This is a genomic window from Agromyces sp. GQ35, from assembly GCF_059758475.1.
The window spans coordinates 211,560-227,413 of record NZ_JCAXEO010000002.1; the positions used below are offsets into that span (position 1 = coordinate 211,560).

General features: G+C 68.0%; 11 protein-coding genes. 6 read left to right on the forward strand and 5 right to left on the reverse strand.

The window, feature by feature from the left end; all coding sequences use genetic code 11:
* Window positions 1-82: 82 nt before the first annotated feature.
* The gene (locus tag AC6CH0_RS12965; RefSeq protein WP_498101505.1) at window positions 83-1,651 is read left to right on the forward strand and encodes a serine/threonine-protein kinase; all 1,569 of its coding nucleotides are present in this window, start codon (window positions 83-85) and stop codon (window positions 1,649-1,651) included.
* Here AC6CH0_RS12965 and AC6CH0_RS12970 read toward each other — a convergent pair.
* The 3 genes from AC6CH0_RS12970 to AC6CH0_RS12980 form a co-directional block, all read right to left on the reverse strand.
* Entirely contained in the window at window positions 1,648-3,171 is a 1,524-nt protein-coding gene (locus AC6CH0_RS12970) for a 2-oxo acid dehydrogenase subunit E2 (RefSeq protein WP_498101507.1), read from the reverse strand. The genes AC6CH0_RS12965 and AC6CH0_RS12970 overlap by 4 nt on opposite strands.
* Window positions 3,172-3,238: 67 nt before the next feature.
* Window positions 3,239-4,612: a dihydrolipoyl dehydrogenase gene (gene lpdA, locus AC6CH0_RS12975; protein WP_498101509.1), complete on the reverse strand. Its 1,374-nt coding sequence runs from the start codon at window positions 4,610-4,612 to the stop codon at window positions 3,239-3,241.
* 98 nt (window positions 4,613-4,710) lie between these two features.
* Window positions 4,711-6,183 carry a leucyl aminopeptidase gene (locus AC6CH0_RS12980; protein ID WP_498101511.1) on the reverse strand — a complete coding sequence of 491 codons (1,473 nt, stop codon included), beginning with the start codon at window positions 6,181-6,183 and terminating at the stop codon, window positions 4,711-4,713.
* A gap of 86 nt (window positions 6,184-6,269) precedes the next feature.
* Here AC6CH0_RS12980 and AC6CH0_RS12985 point away from each other — a divergent pair, with 86 nt between their 5' ends.
* The 4 genes from AC6CH0_RS12985 (at window position 6,270) to AC6CH0_RS13000 (ending at window position 10,760) form a co-directional block, all read left to right on the forward strand.
* A complete protein-coding gene (locus tag AC6CH0_RS12985) occupies window positions 6,270-7,196 on the forward strand; it encodes a proteasome assembly chaperone family protein (protein WP_498101513.1) in 927 nt (308 codons plus the stop codon).
* Between the two features lie 255 nt (window positions 7,197-7,451).
* Window positions 7,452-8,762 carry an RNA polymerase sigma factor gene (locus AC6CH0_RS12990; protein WP_498101515.1) on the forward strand — a complete coding sequence of 437 codons (1,311 nt, stop codon included), beginning with the start codon at window positions 7,452-7,454 and terminating at the stop codon, window positions 8,760-8,762.
* Window positions 8,763-8,769: 7 nt separating this feature from the next.
* Window positions 8,770-10,026 carry a Mur ligase family protein gene (locus AC6CH0_RS12995; protein WP_498101517.1) on the forward strand — a complete coding sequence of 419 codons (1,257 nt, stop codon included), beginning with the start codon at window positions 8,770-8,772 and terminating at the stop codon, window positions 10,024-10,026.
* On the forward strand, window positions 10,023-10,760 hold the full coding sequence (locus AC6CH0_RS13000) for a type 1 glutamine amidotransferase (RefSeq protein WP_498101519.1): 738 nt from the start codon (window positions 10,023-10,025) through the stop codon (window positions 10,758-10,760). Before AC6CH0_RS12995 ends, AC6CH0_RS13000 begins: the two co-directional genes overlap by 4 nt.
* 75 nt (window positions 10,761-10,835) lie before the next feature.
* Here AC6CH0_RS13000 and AC6CH0_RS13005 read toward each other — a convergent pair whose 3' ends face one another.
* Window positions 10,836-11,072 (reverse strand): DUF7455 domain-containing protein, encoded by a 237-nt coding sequence (locus AC6CH0_RS13005; RefSeq protein WP_498101521.1) that lies wholly within the window; start codon window positions 11,070-11,072, stop codon window positions 10,836-10,838.
* A gap of 113 nt (window positions 11,073-11,185) precedes the next feature.
* Between AC6CH0_RS13005 and AC6CH0_RS13010 the strand changes: the two genes are divergently transcribed.
* Window positions 11,186-13,297, forward strand: coding sequence for a DNA gyrase/topoisomerase IV subunit B (locus AC6CH0_RS13010; protein WP_498101523.1), 2,112 nt, complete (start codon window positions 11,186-11,188; stop codon window positions 13,295-13,297).
* Window positions 13,298-13,321: 24 nt separating this feature from the next.
* Here the strand turns inward: AC6CH0_RS13010 and AC6CH0_RS13015 are convergent, their stop codons facing one another.
* Window positions 13,322-15,796: a DNA gyrase/topoisomerase IV subunit A gene (locus tag AC6CH0_RS13015; protein ID WP_498101525.1), complete on the reverse strand. Its 2,475-nt coding sequence runs from the start codon at window positions 15,794-15,796 to the stop codon at window positions 13,322-13,324.
* Between the last annotated feature and the right edge of the window lie 58 nt (window positions 15,797-15,854).

The window sequence follows — 15,854 nt, forward strand, 5'->3', positions numbered from 1 at the left end:
GACAACGGACGGCCGCGCATGCGATTCCACAGGCGACGTGATTCGCATCGCACTCCTCGTTCGGCGGAGCACGCTGAGTGCCATGGTCCGACATGGCAGAAGTGATTCCGGCGACGAGGCGGCGGCTGATCCGCCGGCAGCGGGGGAATCGACGCTCGCAGGGTACCGCTTGCTGCGACGCATCGCTTCAGGCGAACGCGCCGACGTCTTCCTCGCGGCCGTCGACCGACCGAGTGATGCGGCGGCCGGTGCAGAGGGCCCGGCGCAACTCGTGACGGTGCGAGTGTACGAGGCGGCAATCGCGGGCGCATCGATCGCCGCCGAGATCGAGGCGATGTCGACGGATGCCTCGGGTTCGCTGCCCGAGCTCTTCGACGTGGCGACCCTCGATGACGGGCGGTGCGCGCTTGCTGTGGAGCGGCTCTCCGGGCTCTCGGTCGCGCGACTGCTCGCTGAACGCACCCTCGCTCCCGGCGAAGCAGTGACGATTCTCGCTCCGATCGTGGTCGCCGTCGCCGAGTTGGCCCGCCGCGGCTTCGTGCACACCCGCCTCTCGCCGGGTGACGTGCTGCTCGACGATCGCGGGCGTCCGCGGCTTATCGGCCTGGGCGGCCTCCAAAGGCTGCCCGCCAGGGCGCACGACCGCACCCAACTGCTCCGCACCGGACACGTGCTCCTCGCCGACCTCATCGACGCCGTCGTTGCCGCGACGCGGCCGGCAGAGCCGCTGCTCCCGGTTGCCGAGCTCCTGCGTGATCGTCTGGCCGCACGACCGTTCACATCGTGCGAAGACGAGATCGAACGTCGGTTGTTCGCTGCCGCTGCGCCGGTCGCCGTGAGCGGAGTCGCTGTGAGAACTCGCCGGACGCCGCTCCCGACGCGCATCACGGCCCCGATCGAGAGGGCCTCGGACGCGGGCCATTCCGACCCCGTGCAGGCCGATACGCACGAGCTCCGACCCCGTGCCTTCGTGCAGACGCTGCTCGAACTCGCGCAATGGCCTGCCGCTCTCGCCGGGCGCGCTGCGCCGGCTTCTGGCGGGCCCGTTCCCGGCGCAGCGGGCACCGGGCGACGAGTGCGCGCGGCCTTGCAGCGACGCCGGCCGACGCTCGTCGTCGGAGCCCTGGTCGGCGGTGGAGCGCTTGCACTGCTGTTGACGCTCGTGCCTCCGGCGACGGCCGGCAACGACGAGGCGTCGGCTCGCTCCGATCGCGAGAGCGCATCGGCATTCGACCGCGGTGATGCCGACGAAGCCCGCGAACTCGAGGCTGACGAGCAGGCTGCTCGGTCGGAAGAGTCCGATCGCCCTGAGGGGCCCGACGTTGCGTCGAGCGACATGGAGGTCGTGCCCGCCGCTGCCGCCCTCCTGCAGCGGCGCGCGGAGTGCTTCGAAGCACTCGATCTGGAGTGCCTCTCGGAAGTGGTGCAGCCGGGTTCGACGAGCGAATCCGACGATGTCGCCGCCATGATCGCCGCACGCGAGGGCGCGGAGGTTCCCCGACACTTCGATACGAATGCGATGACGGTGGCCGCCGAAATGGGTTCTGCGGTCCTGCTGACCGTGCCCTACGCGGGTGCAGAACATGAACCGGCCTCGCTCCTCGTGATGAGGGGCGAGGCCGGTTGGCGACTGCGAGAGATCTTCGGCTAGATGCCGAGGTCGTTCTCGAAGGCGCCTTCTTCGAGCCGTTCCTTGACCGCGGTCAGGAAGCGGGCAGCGTCTGCGCCATCGATGATGCGGTGATCGTAGGAGAGGGCCAGGTAGACCATCGACCGCACCGCGATCGCGTCGGCGCCATCGGTCGAGACGACCACGGGGCGCTTGACGACGGTGCCGGTACCGAGGATGGCCGACTGCGGGAGGAACACGACCGGCGTGTCGAAGAGCGCTCCGCGCGATCCGGTGTTCGTCAGCGTGAACGTGCCACCCGACAGCTCATCGGGCTTCAGCTGGTTGTTCCGGGTGCGCTCGGCGAGGTCGGCGATCTGCGCGGCGAGACCGGCGAGGTCGAGTTCGGCCGAGTCACGGATCACCGGAGTGAGCAGGCCCCGCTCAGTGTCGACCGCGATGCTCATGTTCTCTTGCGCCGGGTAGACGATGCTGTCGCCGTCGACGGTGGAGTTGATGATCGGGTACGCACGCAGCGCCTCGGCCGCGGCCATTGCGAAGAACGGCAGGAACGACAGCTTGTTGCCGGTCTTCGCGACGAAGTCGGCCTTCACCGAGTCGCGCAGGCGTGCCACGCGGGTCACGTCGACTTCGACAACGGTCGTGAGCTGCGCGGTCGACGTCATCGACACGACGGCACGCTCGGCGACGACCTTGCGCAGTCGCGTCATCGGCACGGTGGTTCCGCGCAAGGGTGAGACCTCGAGCGGCTGGCGCTGCGGTGCTGCAGAAGCGGTTGCCGCGGGCGCGGTGTTGGCTGAGATGACATCCTGCTTGCGGATGCGACCGCCGACGCCGGTTCCCGTGACGCTGGCGAGATCGACGCCCTGCTCATTCGCGAGCTTGCGCACGATCGGCGTCACGTATCCGGCGGGACCGGCGTGCGAACCTCCGGTCGACGCGGCGGGCGCCTGGGCTGCCGGTGCAGCGGGAGCTGCGGGTGCCTCAGCTGCCGGTGCCGGGGCGGCAGGCGCCTCTGCTGCCGGTGCGGGAGCTACCGCTGCCGGAGCTGCCGGTGCCGGAGCAGCGGGTGCCTCGGCTGCCGGTGCCGGTGCGGCGGGTGCTTCGGCTGCCGGAGCGGGAGCAGCTGGAGCTGCCGGTGCCTCAGCCGGTGCCGCTTGAGCGGCGGGTGCCTCGGCCGGTGCTGCCGGTGCTTCCGCAGCAGCAGCGGGTGCTGCAGGCTCGGCCGGCGGGGCCTCGGGAGCGGCTGGGGCCGCTTCGGGAGCAGCCGCCTCAGGAGCGGCGGGTGCCTCGCCGGCACCGGAACCATCGCCGATGGTCACGAGTGCCGTGCCGACCTCGACGGTCTCGTCTTCTTGGACGAGGATCGCCTCGATCACACCGGCAACCGGTGACGGGATCTCGGTGTCGACCTTGTCGGTCGAGACCTCGAGCAGCGGCTCGTCGACCTCGACACGGTCGCCGACATTCTTCAGCCAGCGGGTGACCGTGCCCTCAGTGACACTCTCTCCGAGTGCCGGGAGGCTGACGGATTCGCTCATGCGCTTGTCTCCTTCACAGCGTGGGACGCTTTCTAGCTTATTGCAGTCGTTGGTACGAACGGCTGGATCAGATGGCGTGAAGCGGCTTGCCGGCCAGCTTCAGCACAGCCTCGCCGAACGCCTCACCCTGGGTCGGGTGGGCGTGGATGAACGGGGCGATGTCTTCGGGGTATGCCTCCCAGTTCACGGCGAGCTGGGCCTCGGCGATGAGTTCGCCGACACGGCCGCCGATCATGTGCACACCGATGATGGGGCCCTCGTTCACACGGACGACCTTGATCGATCCGGAGGTGCCGAGGATGCTGCTCTTGCCGTTGCCTGCGAGGTTGTACTCGAACGACGACACCTGGTCGGCGCCGAACTTCTCGGCGGCCTTGGCCTCGGTGTAGCCCACCGAGGCGACCTCGGGCTCGCAGTAGGTGATCTTCGGGATGTTGACGTCTTCGACGACGATCGGAGCGAGGCCCGCGATCTCTTCGGCGATGAAGATGCCCTGCTGGTAGCTGCGGTGCGCGAGCTGCAGGCCGGGAACGATGTCACCGGCGGCGTAGATGCCGGGCACGCTCGTCTCGAGGCGGTCGTTCGTGATCACGAAGCCGCGATCGATCGTGATGCCGGCCTCTTCATAGCCGAGGTTCTGGGTGACCGGCCCGCGACCGACGGCGACGAGCAGCAGCTCGGCCTCGTACGTCGTGCCATTCTCGAGCGTCACCACGACGCCGTCGTCGTTCTGGGTCACGCTCTGGAACCGCACGCCGAGCGAGTACTCGATGCCGCGCTTGCGGAACGCACGCTCGAGTTGCTTGGAGATCGTCTCTTCTTCGTTCGGCACGAGGTGCGGCAGCGCTTCGATGATCGTCACGTCGGCCCCGAACGAGTTCCAGACGCTCGCGAACTCGACGCCGATGACGCCGCCGCCGAGCACGGCGACCTTCTTGGGGATGAAGTCGAGCTCGAGTGCCTGCTCGCTCGTGATGACACGGCCGCCGACGTCGAGACCGGGCAGCGAACGCGAGTAGGAGCCGGTCGCGAGCACCACGTTCTTGCCGGTGTAGCGATCGTCGCCGACGGCGACGGTGTTCGCCCCGACGAGGCGGCCCTCACCGGCGACCACCGGGATGCCGCGGGCCTTCAGCAGGCCCTGCAGGCCCTTGAACTTGCTCGCCACGATGCCCTCGCGATAGGCGGAGACGCCGGCGATGTCGATGCCCTCGAACGACGTCTTGACGCCGTACTTCGCCGACTCGCGTGCGACCTCGGCGACCTCCGCCGAGTGCAGCAGGGCCTTGGTCGGGATGCAACCGCGGTGGAGACATGTGCCGCCGAGCTTGTCCTTCTCGATCACCACGGCCGTGAGGCCGAGTTCGACGGCACGGATCGCAGCGGCGTAACCGGCGCTGCCTCCGCCCAGGACGACAATGTCAAAGTTCTGCTCGGACAACCGCACTCTCCCTCGCGCATCAGATCTGCGACATGGACTGTCTCCGGTTCGTTGCCGGGACAGGCTGTATGGGCGACGTTCTCGCCTCTACGACCTTACTACTTGGCGGCGAGCTGCTCGCCCAGCCGAACGAGGGTGCGCACGGCGATGCCGGTGGCACCGGTGCCGGTGAATCCGAAGCCGCCGCCGGTGTTGTCGGATGGCCCGGCGATGTCGAGGTGCGCCCACGGAATCCGCTCCTCGGTGCCGTCGCGCCGTCCCACGAATTCCTGCAGGAAGACACCGGCGAGGAGCATGCCGGGCACCGTCATGCCGAGCTTCGTGTTGGTGAGGTCGGCGACATTGGATCTCAGGTGCTGCAGGAGGTCGCGGGGCAGCGGCATCGGCCAGGTGCGTTCATCGACTGCCTCAGCAGCGTCGCGCACGCGAGCGACGAGGGCCTCGTCGCCCATGAGGCCGGCGATGCGGTGACCGAGGGCGACCACCTGGGCGCCCGTGAGGGTCGCGACGTCGACGATGGCGTCGGGCTGCTCCTCGCTCGCGGCGACCAGACCGTCGGCCAGCACCAGACGGCCTTCGGCGTCGGTGTTCAGCACCTCGACGGTCTTGCCGCCTCGTATCCGGAGGACGTCGTTCGGGCGTACGGCGGTCGAGGAGGGCAGGTTCTCGGCGAGGCAGAGCCAACCGGTGATGCGGATCGGAACGTCGAGTTCGGCGAGTGCCACCATCGCGGAGAGGATGGTGGCAGCGCCGGCCATGTCGGTCTTCATGCCGACGAGCGAGTTCATCGGCTTCAGCGAAAGACCGCCCGAGTCATAGGTGATGCCCTTGCCGACGAGGGCGAGGTGCACGGATGCGCCGGCCGGCGCGTATTCGAGACGGACGAGTCGAGGGCCGCGGCTGGAACCCTGGCCCACCGCGAGGATGCCGCCGAAGCCGTCGGCGGCGAGTTCCGCCTCGTTCCACACTCGAGAGGTGATGCCCACGGCGTCGGCGGCCTCGACGGCGAGTTCGGCGAGCCGAGCCGGAAAGAGATCGGCGGGCGGCATGTTCACGAGGTCCTTCGTGCGGGCGACGGCGGCCGCGACCGAGACGACACGATCGAGACCGACGGCCACGGCATCGAAGGCGGTGTGGAGGATGATCCGGGCAGGACGCGGCTTCGGCTCGGAGCGGTACTCGTCGTAGCCGTACGCGCCGAGTGCGGCGCCCTCGAGCAGCGCAGCGGCGAGGGAGGCATCTTCGGTCGGCACGGCGAGTGCCACGGTGATCGCGCCCTTCAGCTGGCGGAGCGCACTGCCCGCGGCCATGCGGAGGTTCGCGGCATCCGCTCGCTCGCCGACGCCGACGACGGCCACGACGCGCGGCCCGCCCTCGGGAGCGGGGATCCGCACGAATTCCTCGGCGGCACCGGTGACGTCGAGGAGTGCGAGGACCGGCGTCACCCACTCGAACCCGGGCTCCGCGAGGAGTTCGGGCCCCGCTTCGCCCGTTCGGGCGGCGAGCACGACGACGTCGACGTCGGCGCTTGATGCGGGGGAGTCGGACACGGAGAGGGTGGGGACGGCCATGCAGCGATCGTACGTGTTCGCTGTGGGCATCACGCTGGAGGGCGCGATCCGGAGGAGGTCTCCGTCGACGTCAGTAGGCTGGAAGCATGCGCGATCCCCGCTCCCTGTACGAGCTGAACCCCGACGTGTCGGTTCCCGTCGGTTTGCCGCTCGTCGCGGGACTCACCGGCTTCGCCGACGCCGGCGGCGCGGTTGCTCAGACCACGGAGTACCTCCTCGAGAAACTCGACAGCACGGTGGTGGCTTCGTTCGATGCCGATGAGCTGCTCGACTACCGGGCCCGACGTCCGATCATCCTCTTCGAGGGCGATCACCTGACCGACTACACGCCGCCTCGGTTGAGCCTCGACCTCGCCGTCGACGAGCTGGGGCAGCAGTTCCTGCTGCTCACGGGATACGAACCCGATTTCCAATGGCAGCGTTTCAGCTCCGCCGTGCTGGGCCTGATCGAGCGGTTCGGGGTGTCGTCGACGACCTGGATCAACTCCATCCCGATGCCGGTGCCGCACACGCGACCGATCGGAGTCACGGTCAGCGGCAATCGTGCTGAACTGATCGAGGCGATGTCAATCTGGCGCCCGACCACGCAAGTGCCCGCGAACGCGCTGCATCTCGTCGAGTACCGCCTCCAAGAACTCGAACACCCGACGACCGGGTTCGTGCTCCTCATTCCGCACTACCTGTCAGACGCCGAGTACCCGTCGGCCGCGATCGCCGCACTCGAGGCGATCAGTGCGTCGACCGGCCGGATCTTCCCGACCGACGCACTTCGCGAGCAGGGCAGGGAGTTCGTTGCCCGCATCGACGAGCAGGTGTCCGAGAACGGTGAACTCGCGAAGCTCGTCGGAACACTCGAACAGCGCCACGACGCGTACATGGAGGGGACGACGCTTCGTTCCCCGCTCACCGACGAAGACGGCGAGCTGCCCACGGCCGATGAGATCGCCGCCGAGCTCGAGAAGTTCCTCGCATTCCGTCGGGGCAGCGACGACGAGACGCCGCACAGCATCTGACTCGCGGGAATTCCACTTCCGGCGTCGGTGTTGAAGTCGGTGAAGGTGCAGTTCGCCGCGATGGGGCGCGGCGCGCCGACGCGGAGCTGTATAATGGGAGACAGGACCCGTTCTGGTCCGCTGGGTGTGATCACGATCACGCCGATCACGCGGACTTGACATGGGTCCTCATAGTGTCCGAAAACGACCGGACCGAGTGCATGAGCCGCGCCTTCCCAGAGGTACACGCCGCACAACGGTAGGAGAGGTTCAAGAATGGCAACGACGAAAGCCGCGACGAAGGCTGCGAGCGAGGCGGAGAAGCCCGCTGCGAAGCGTGCACCCGCCGCGAAGTCGACCGCCGCGAAGACGACGGCGAAGGCCGCGGCAACTCCCGCGGCGAAGACGCCGCGCGCGAGCACCGCGAAGACTGCCGCGAAGCCGCGAGGCAAGGCGAAGTCTGCGAGCGACGACAGTGACGACGAGACCGAAGAGGTCGAGGTCGCCGAGGTCCAGGTCGAGTCGGCCGACGCCGGAGACGAAACGGCATCCGACTCCGACGACGACGACGCGAAGCCCGTCGCCGTCGAGCCGCACCCCACCGGTGCGCTCGTGTTGCGAGCGGTCGATGACGAAGACGATGTGCCGGTCTACTCGAGCGCCATCACCGGTGCCACGGCCGACCCCGTCAAGGACTACCTGAAGCAGATCGGCAAGGTCGCGCTCCTGAACGCGGCCGAAGAGGTCGAGCTGGCCATGCGCATCGAGGCGGGCCTCTTCGCCGAAGAGAAGCTCTCGCACATGACCGACGCTGAGAAGCGCTCGCAACTCGGGCGCGAACTGCAGTGGGTCGCGAAAGACGGCCAGCGTGCAAAGAGCCACCTGCTCGGCGCGAACCTGCGTCTCGTCGTGTCGCTCGCGAAGCGCTACACGGGTCGCGGCATGCAGTTCCTCGACCTGATCCAAGAGGGCAACCTCGGTCTCATCCGTGCGGTCGAGAAGTTCGACTACACCAAGGGCTTCAAGTTCTCGACGTACGCGACGTGGTGGATCCGACAGGCGATCACCCGCGCGATGGCCGACCAGGCCCGCACCATCCGCATCCCGGTGCACATGGTCGAGGTCATCAACAAGCTCGCTCGGGTGCAGCGCCAGATGCTGCAGGACCTCGGTCGCGAGCCCACGCCCGAAGAGCTGAGCCGCGAGCTCGACATGACCCCCGAGAAGGTCATCGAGGTGCAGAAGTACGGCCGCGAGCCGATCTCGCTGCACACGCCCCTCGGTGAAGACGGCGACAGCGAGTTCGGCGACCTCATCGAAGACACCGAGGCGGTCGTCCCGGCCGACGCAGTGGGCTTCACGATGTTGCAGAAGCAGCTCGAGTCGCTGCTCGACTCGCTCTCCGAGCGTGAGGCCGGCGTCATCCGCATGCGCTTCGGTCTCGGCGACGGCATGCCGAAGACGCTCGACCAGATCGGCGACACCTTCGGCGTGACGCGCGAGCGCATCCGCCAGATCGAGTCGAAGACGATGGCGAAGCTCCGCCACCCCTCGCGTTCGCAGTCGCTGCGCGACTACCTCGAGTAGGCCGCTGGTGCGCTACGCGCCGGCGATCCTCGTCGGCAGGTTCACCCGATTCGCCGCCCGGTTGCGCAAGCCCGGCGGCGGATCGGCCGTTCCGGGCCTCGTCGTCAACCGCATCGCCCCGAACTACTTGAAACGCACGCTGTCGGGGTTCCCGCAGGGACTCGTCGTCGTGACGGGCTCGAGCGGCAAATCGACGACGACGAAGATGCTCGTCGCGATCCTGCGCGCCCACGGCGTCGACGTGTTCACCAACCCCTCGACCGCGAACATCAGCCAGGGCCTCACCTCCGCGCTGCTCGAACGCGCCGACTGGCGTGGCCGCGTGCCCGGCGACGTCGCCGTGCTCGAGATGGACGAAGGCCACGGCGCGCTCGTGATGCAGGGCGTCGACGCGCGCGTCGTCACGCTCATGAACGTCATGGTCGACCAGATCGACCGGTTCCACGACTCCGACATGGTCGCCGGCATGCTCGGGCGCATCGCGGCGCGCGCCCACGAGGCGGTCGTCGTGAACGCCGACGACGCGCATCTCGAGCGGTTGGCTGCAAAGGTGCGGCCCGACGTCGCAGTCCACCGCTTCGGGGTCTCCCAGACCGTCGTCGACGCGGCGCCGCGAGGACTCGGCTATACCGAGACCTCACCTGTCCGGCTCTCGGCCGGCGAGGGCGTGGTCGTCGAGTCAGTGCAAGACCGCGGAGCCGTCATCAACGGCGGTGGATCATTCGTCACCGTCGAACTCCCGGCTCGCGGTGTGCACTACGCCGTCGATGCCGCGGCCGCGTACGCCACAGCCCAGGCGGTCCTCGGCGAACGATTCTCGCCCTCCACCGCCGCTGCGGCGCTCAGCACGATCCCGGCCGTCTTCGGCCGCGGGGAGCGCGCGACGGTGCGCGGACACGAGGTCGACTTCGTGCTGGTGCAGAATCCTGCGAGCTACCAGCTCAACGTCGACAGCATCGCTCCGGGAACGGATCAGATCCTCTTCGCAGTCGGTTCCGACGTGCGCGATCCCTCGTACTTCTGGCCGACGGATGCCTCGTCGCTCGGCCGTGTCACCGTCGTCAGCGGCTCCAAGGCAGCTGAGGCAGCGCTCATGCTCGCGTACGACGGCGTCACGATCGACCGGGTCGAACCGGATCTGGCCCGCGCCCTCGACGACTTCCTCGCCCTGCCCGCGCCGCAACACGGAGTGAAGACGATCGTCTTCACCGCGGACTCCATGCGGCGCACTCGCGCCCACCTCGGACTCGCTGGAGCAGAATGACCCTCTCGATCGTCTCGCTGCTCCCGCGTCGCCAGAACACCAACGGCGATGCCGAGAACGCCCAGGTGCTCGCAGCACGCGCAAGATGGGCCGGTCTCGACGCGATCGTGGTCGACGTCGAGTCGGCAGACGAGCTTCCCACGCGGGTCGACGCGATCGTGCTCGGCTCCGGAAGCGACTCGGCGCTCGATGCGAGTCGCGAGACACTGCTCACGATGCACGACGAATTTCGGCGCTGGGGCACAGATGGTGTGCCGATCCTCTCGGTCGGCACCGGCTGGGAGCTGCTCAGCTGGGGCATCGAACTCGCCGCCGGACGGTCGATCGAAGGACTCGGTATCCTTCCCGGCCGTGCGGTACCGCGCGCCGGCCGGATCACGGGCGATCTCGTCATCACCGCGCCGCGCCTCGGCGCCCTCGTCGGGTTCGAGAACCACGCGCGCGACTACGTCGGTGCGGAAGGCTCACCGCTCGGCCGGATCCGTGCGGGTCAGGGCAACGGGAGGGACTCCGGCCAAGAGGGTGCTGTCATGGGCAGCGTCTACGGCACGCACCTGCACGGGCCGGTGCTCGCGAAGAACCCGGCGTTCGCCGACCACCTGCTCTCGATCATGGCGAGCCGCTCAGGGCTCGAGTACTCGCCGGGAGAACACGCGGGCACGGTCGACGCCTATGCGTCGGCAGCGCGTGCCGCGCAGCTCGCCGCCGTCGGTGTGAACCTGCCGGTCTCCTAGACTCGCGCAGGCGGCGAACGGCCACAGAAACGACGAACGCCCCGGTGGAAACCGGGGCGTTCGCGAGTGAGTGGATCAGTGACGGTCGTCGGCGAGAAGCTTGCTCGACTCGTCGTGCCAGCTGTGCGCGATCTGCGAGAGCTTCTCCTGGTGCTTGCGGCCGTGGTGGGCGCAGAACAGCAGTTCGCCGCTCGCGACGACGACGCGGATGTACGCCTGAGCGCCGCATGCATCGCATCGATCGAGCGCGGTGAGCTCGTAAGGGGTCTCGAGTTCATCGACCGCACCGGTGGTTTCGGTGAATTGGGTCATGGCTCCTCCTTCGTGGCTCATGCTCGGTGTTCCGTTCATCAATGAAAACACGGAGGAGGGCCGGTTCCTTCCGTTGGGCCGGGCATTTCGCTCAGCGCGTAGTGCCTGACCGGATGTGTCGGTGCGGCTCAGTAGGCTTGATCGACGTGAGCTCCGACTATTCCGCCCGCCATCTCTCCGTGCTCGAGGGCCTCGAGGCCGTGCGCAAGCGCCCCGGCATGTACATCGGTTCGACCGACTCCCGCGGCCTCATGCACTGCCTCTGGGAGATCATCGACAACTCGGTCGACGAGGCACTCGCCGGCCATGGCAACGAGATCGCCGTCACGCTGCATCCCGACGGCAGCGTCGAGGTGCGCGACCGGGCTCGCGGCATCCCCGTCGACATCGAGCCGAAGACGGGTCTCTCTGGCGTCGAGGTCGTATTCACGAAGTTGCACGCCGGCGGCAAGTTCGGTTCAGGCTCCTACGCCGCCTCCGGCGGGTTGCACGGTGTCGGGGCATCCGTCGTCAACGCCCTCTCCGAGCGCCTCGACGTCGAGGTCGATCGCGACGGCAAGACCTGGGCGATGTCGTTCCACCGGGGTGAGCCCGGCAACTTCGCCGATTCCGGCGCACCGTCGCCCGATGCGCCGTTCACGCCGTTCGAACAGCGCAGTGAACTGCGCGTGGTCGGCAAGGTCGCCAAGGGCGTCACTGGCACGCGCATCAGATACTGGGCCGACCGTCAGATCTTCACCAAGGGTGCGGAGTTCCAAACCGAGGAACTCCTCGGTCGGGCGCGCCAGACGGCGTTCCTGGTTCCCGGGCTCGCCCTCGACGTCACCGACGAGCGCGGCGAGGTTCCGCACACGACGTCGTTCCAGTTCGAGGGGGGCATTTCCGAGTTCGTCGAGCACCTGGCGACGGATGCCCCCATCACCGACGTGTGGCGCCTGACCGGCACTGGGGAGTTCACCGAAACGGTTCCCGTGCTCACCGATGGCGGGGCGATGGTCCCCACCGAGTTGCGGCGGGAATGCACCGTCGACATCGCGCTCCGCTGGGGCACCGGCTATGAGACCGTCATGCGGTCGTTCGTGAACATCATCGCGACGCCGAAGGGCGGCACGCACCAGGCGGGGTTCGATCAGGGGCTGCTGAAGTTCCTTCGGCAGCAGGTCGAGCAGAACGCCCGGCGATTGAAGGCCGGAAACGACAAGCTCGAGAAAGACGATGTGCTCGCAGGACTCACCGCCGTCGTCACGGTTCGACTGCCGGAGCCGCAGTTCGAAGGCCAGACGAAAGAGGTGCTCGGAACGCCGGCCGTGCGCGCGATCGTCGCCAACGTGCTGACGAAAGAGCTCGGTGCTCGCTTCTCCTCCACGAAGCGCGACGACAAGGCGCAGTCGTCGCTGCTGCTCGACAAGGTGGTGGCCGAGATGAAGTCACGCATCTCGGCGCGGGCGCACAAAGAGACGCAGCGACGCAAGAACGCACTCGAGAGCTCATCGCTGCCGGCGAAGCTCGTCGACTGCCGCTCGAATGACGTCGCGCAGAGCGAGCTGTTCATCGTCGAGGGCGACTCGGCGCTCGGCACCGCGAAGCTCGCCCGCGACAGTGAGCACCAGGCGCTCCTGCCGATTCGCGGCAAGATCCTCAACGTGCAGAAGGCGAGCGTCGCCGACATGCTGGGCAACGCCGAGTGCGCGTCGATCATCCAGGTGATCGGTGCAGGCTCGGGCCGCAGCTTCGACCTCGAGACCGCACGATACGGCAAGGTCATCCTCATGGCGGATGCCGACGTCGACGGTGCGCACATCCGTACGCTGCTGCTCACGCTCTTCTTCCGCTACATGCGCCCGATGATCGAGAACGGGCGCGTGTTCGCCGCCGTGCCACCGTTGCACCGTGTGGTGGTCATGAACCCGGGCTCGAAGCCCAACGAGACCATCTACACCTATTCCGAGTCCGAGTTGCAGGGTGTGCTCGCGACGCTCGACCGACAGAAGAAGCGGTATCAAGACCCCATCCAGCGATACAAGGGCCTCGGCGAGATGGATGCAGATCAGCTCGCGACGACGACGATGGATCGTCGTCACCGCACCCTGCGCAAGGTCGGTATCGGCGACGTCGAGAACGCAGGTCGCGTGTTCGAACTCCTCATGGGCACCGACGTGGCGCCGCGCAAGGAATTCATCATCGAGAGCGCCGATGCGCTGGAACGCGACCGCATCGACGCGTGACCTCCTGATCGGCGCGTTGCCCGATCACCCGATGCGGGTGCCGATCGCGCCGACCACGGCGTCGAGCGGCTGGCCCGACGCGTCGCGTTTCGCGCCGGGGTCGGGCAGGGTTCGCGCCGACCCGTCGGGTCCGACGGCAAGAGCGGGGGAACGGCCGACCCAGGCGAGGTGCAACGCATCTTCGCCCTTGAGGAAGCGCTGCGCCCGGACACCGCCTGTTGCGCGACCCTTCGCGGGGAACTCCGCGAACTCGCTCACCTTCGCGCTCCCGGGATCGGTGCCGAGCAGCGTGTCGGTGCTGGCGGCGATCGTCACGACCACTGCCTCGGCTGCGGCGTCTGCCGGGAGGCTCGTGAAGTGGATCACGTGCGCCCCGGAGCCGAGGTTGATGCCGGCCATGCCGCCAGCCGGGCAACCCTGCGGGCGCACTGCAGCCGCGGCGAATCGCAGCAGCTGGGAGTCGGAGGCGACGAACACGAGTTCGTCGCTCTCGTCGCCTTGCACCGCACCGATGACTTCGTCGCCCGCTTTGAGTCCGATGACCTCGAACTCGGGCTTGCCGGGGTAGGCCCCCGTTGCGACGCGTTTGACGATGCCCTGCTTGGTGCCGAGCGCGATCGATCGATCGGCGTCGAGGGAGACGATCGCGAGCACCTTCTCGTCGCGGTTGGGCAGGGCCAGATAGTCGCCGATCTTGACGCCGGCGCCGAGTTGCACCGAGGTCGGCGGGAGCATCGGGAGGTCGACCGGGGTGAAGCGGATGAGTCGGCCGAGGCTCGTGACGGCGCCGATCTCGGCACGGCTCGTGGTGTCGAGCACCGAGCGGATCGCGTCGTGTTTGCTGCGTCGCGCCGGCGTCGTGATGGTCGGTGCGGCCTCGTCGCCGACAGGGAGATCGACCCGCGCGATGCGGCCGGTAGCGGAGAGGAAGACCCTGCACGGGACATCCGCAACCTCGAGCACGGCCGCGGCGCGCTTGGCGGCCGCGCCGGCGATGCTCGGTCGTGCGTCGGTGAGCAGGGTGCGGCGCGGGGTGCCGAAGCGATCGGAGATCTCGGCGAGTTCGTCGGAGACGAGGGCCTCGATGCGGTGCCGGCTCGAGAGGAGTGCTTCGAGTTCGGCGATCTCGGCCCGGAGCTTGTCGCGCTCGGCCTCGAGTTCGATGCGCGAGAACTTCGTGAGACGTCGCAACTGGAGTTCGAGGATGTAGTCGGCCTGCACCTGGCTGAGATCGAACACCTCGATCAGGCGTGCTCGGGCGGCGGCGGTGTCGTCGCTCGACCGGATCAGCTGGATGACCTCGTCGATGTCGAGGATCGCGACGAGCAGGCCGTCGACGAGGTGCAGGCGCTCCCGCTTGCGCGCGAGTCGGTATTCCGACCGGCGCGTGACGACCGAGATGCGATGCGCGACGTAGACCTGCAGCAGTTCGCGCAGGCCGAGCGTCTGCGGACCACCGTCGACGAGCGCGACGTTGTTGATGTTGAACGAGTCTTCGAGCGGGGTCAGGCGGTAGAGCTGCTCCAGCACGGCGTCGGGGCTGAAGCCCGTCTTGATGCCGATGACGAGACGCAGTCCGTGCGTGCGGTCGGTGAGGTCGGTGACATCCGAGATGCCGCTGATCTTCTTCGCATTGACGCCGTCTTTGATCTTCTCGATGACCTTCTCCGGGCCGACGAGGTAGGGGAGTTCGGTGACGACGAGGCCGGTCTTGCGGGCCGTGATCGATTCGACGCTGACCTTCGCTCGCGTCTTGAAGCTGCCGCGACCGGTGGCGTAGGCGTCTTTGATGCCTGAGAGGCCGACGATCGTTCCGCCCGTGGGCAGGTCTGGCCCGGGAACGTACTCCATGAGGTCGTCGAGCGTTGCATTGGGGTGCGCGATGAGGTGACGCGCGGCACCGATGACCTCGATCAGGTTGTGCGGCGCCATGTTGGTCGCCATGCCCACGGCGATGCCGCTCGCGCCATTGACGAGCAGGTTGGGGTATGCCGCGGGAAGCACCTCGGGCTGCGTGAGCTGGTTGTCGTAGTTCGGCACGAAGTCGACGACGTTCTCGTCGAGCCCTTCGGTCATCGCCAGCGCAGGCGAGGCGAGGCGAGCCTCGGTGTAGCGGGGGGCGGCCGGTCCGTCGTCGAGCGAGCCGAAGTTGCCGTGGCCGTCGATGAGCGGCACCCGCAGCGTGAAGGCCTGCGCCATGCGCACGAGCGCGTCGTAGATCGCCGTGTCGCCGTGCGGGTGCAGCTTGCCCATGACCTCGCCGACGACACGTGCCGACTTCACGTGCCCGCGGTCGGGCCGCAGGCCCATCTCGGTCATCTGGTAGAGGATGCGGCGCTGCACGGGCTTCAGCCCGTCGCGTGCGTCGGGGAGCGCTCGCGAGTAGATGACCGAATACGCGTACTCGAGGAACGAGCCCTGCATCTCCGTGGCGACGTCGACGTCTTCGATGCGCTCGACGATCGGGTCTTCAGCGGGCTGATTCTTGGCTCGGGTCATCCGTCGTCTCTGGGGCGGGCGTGCGGGCACGCAGGGAACAGGGGCGCGCCCTGCCTAT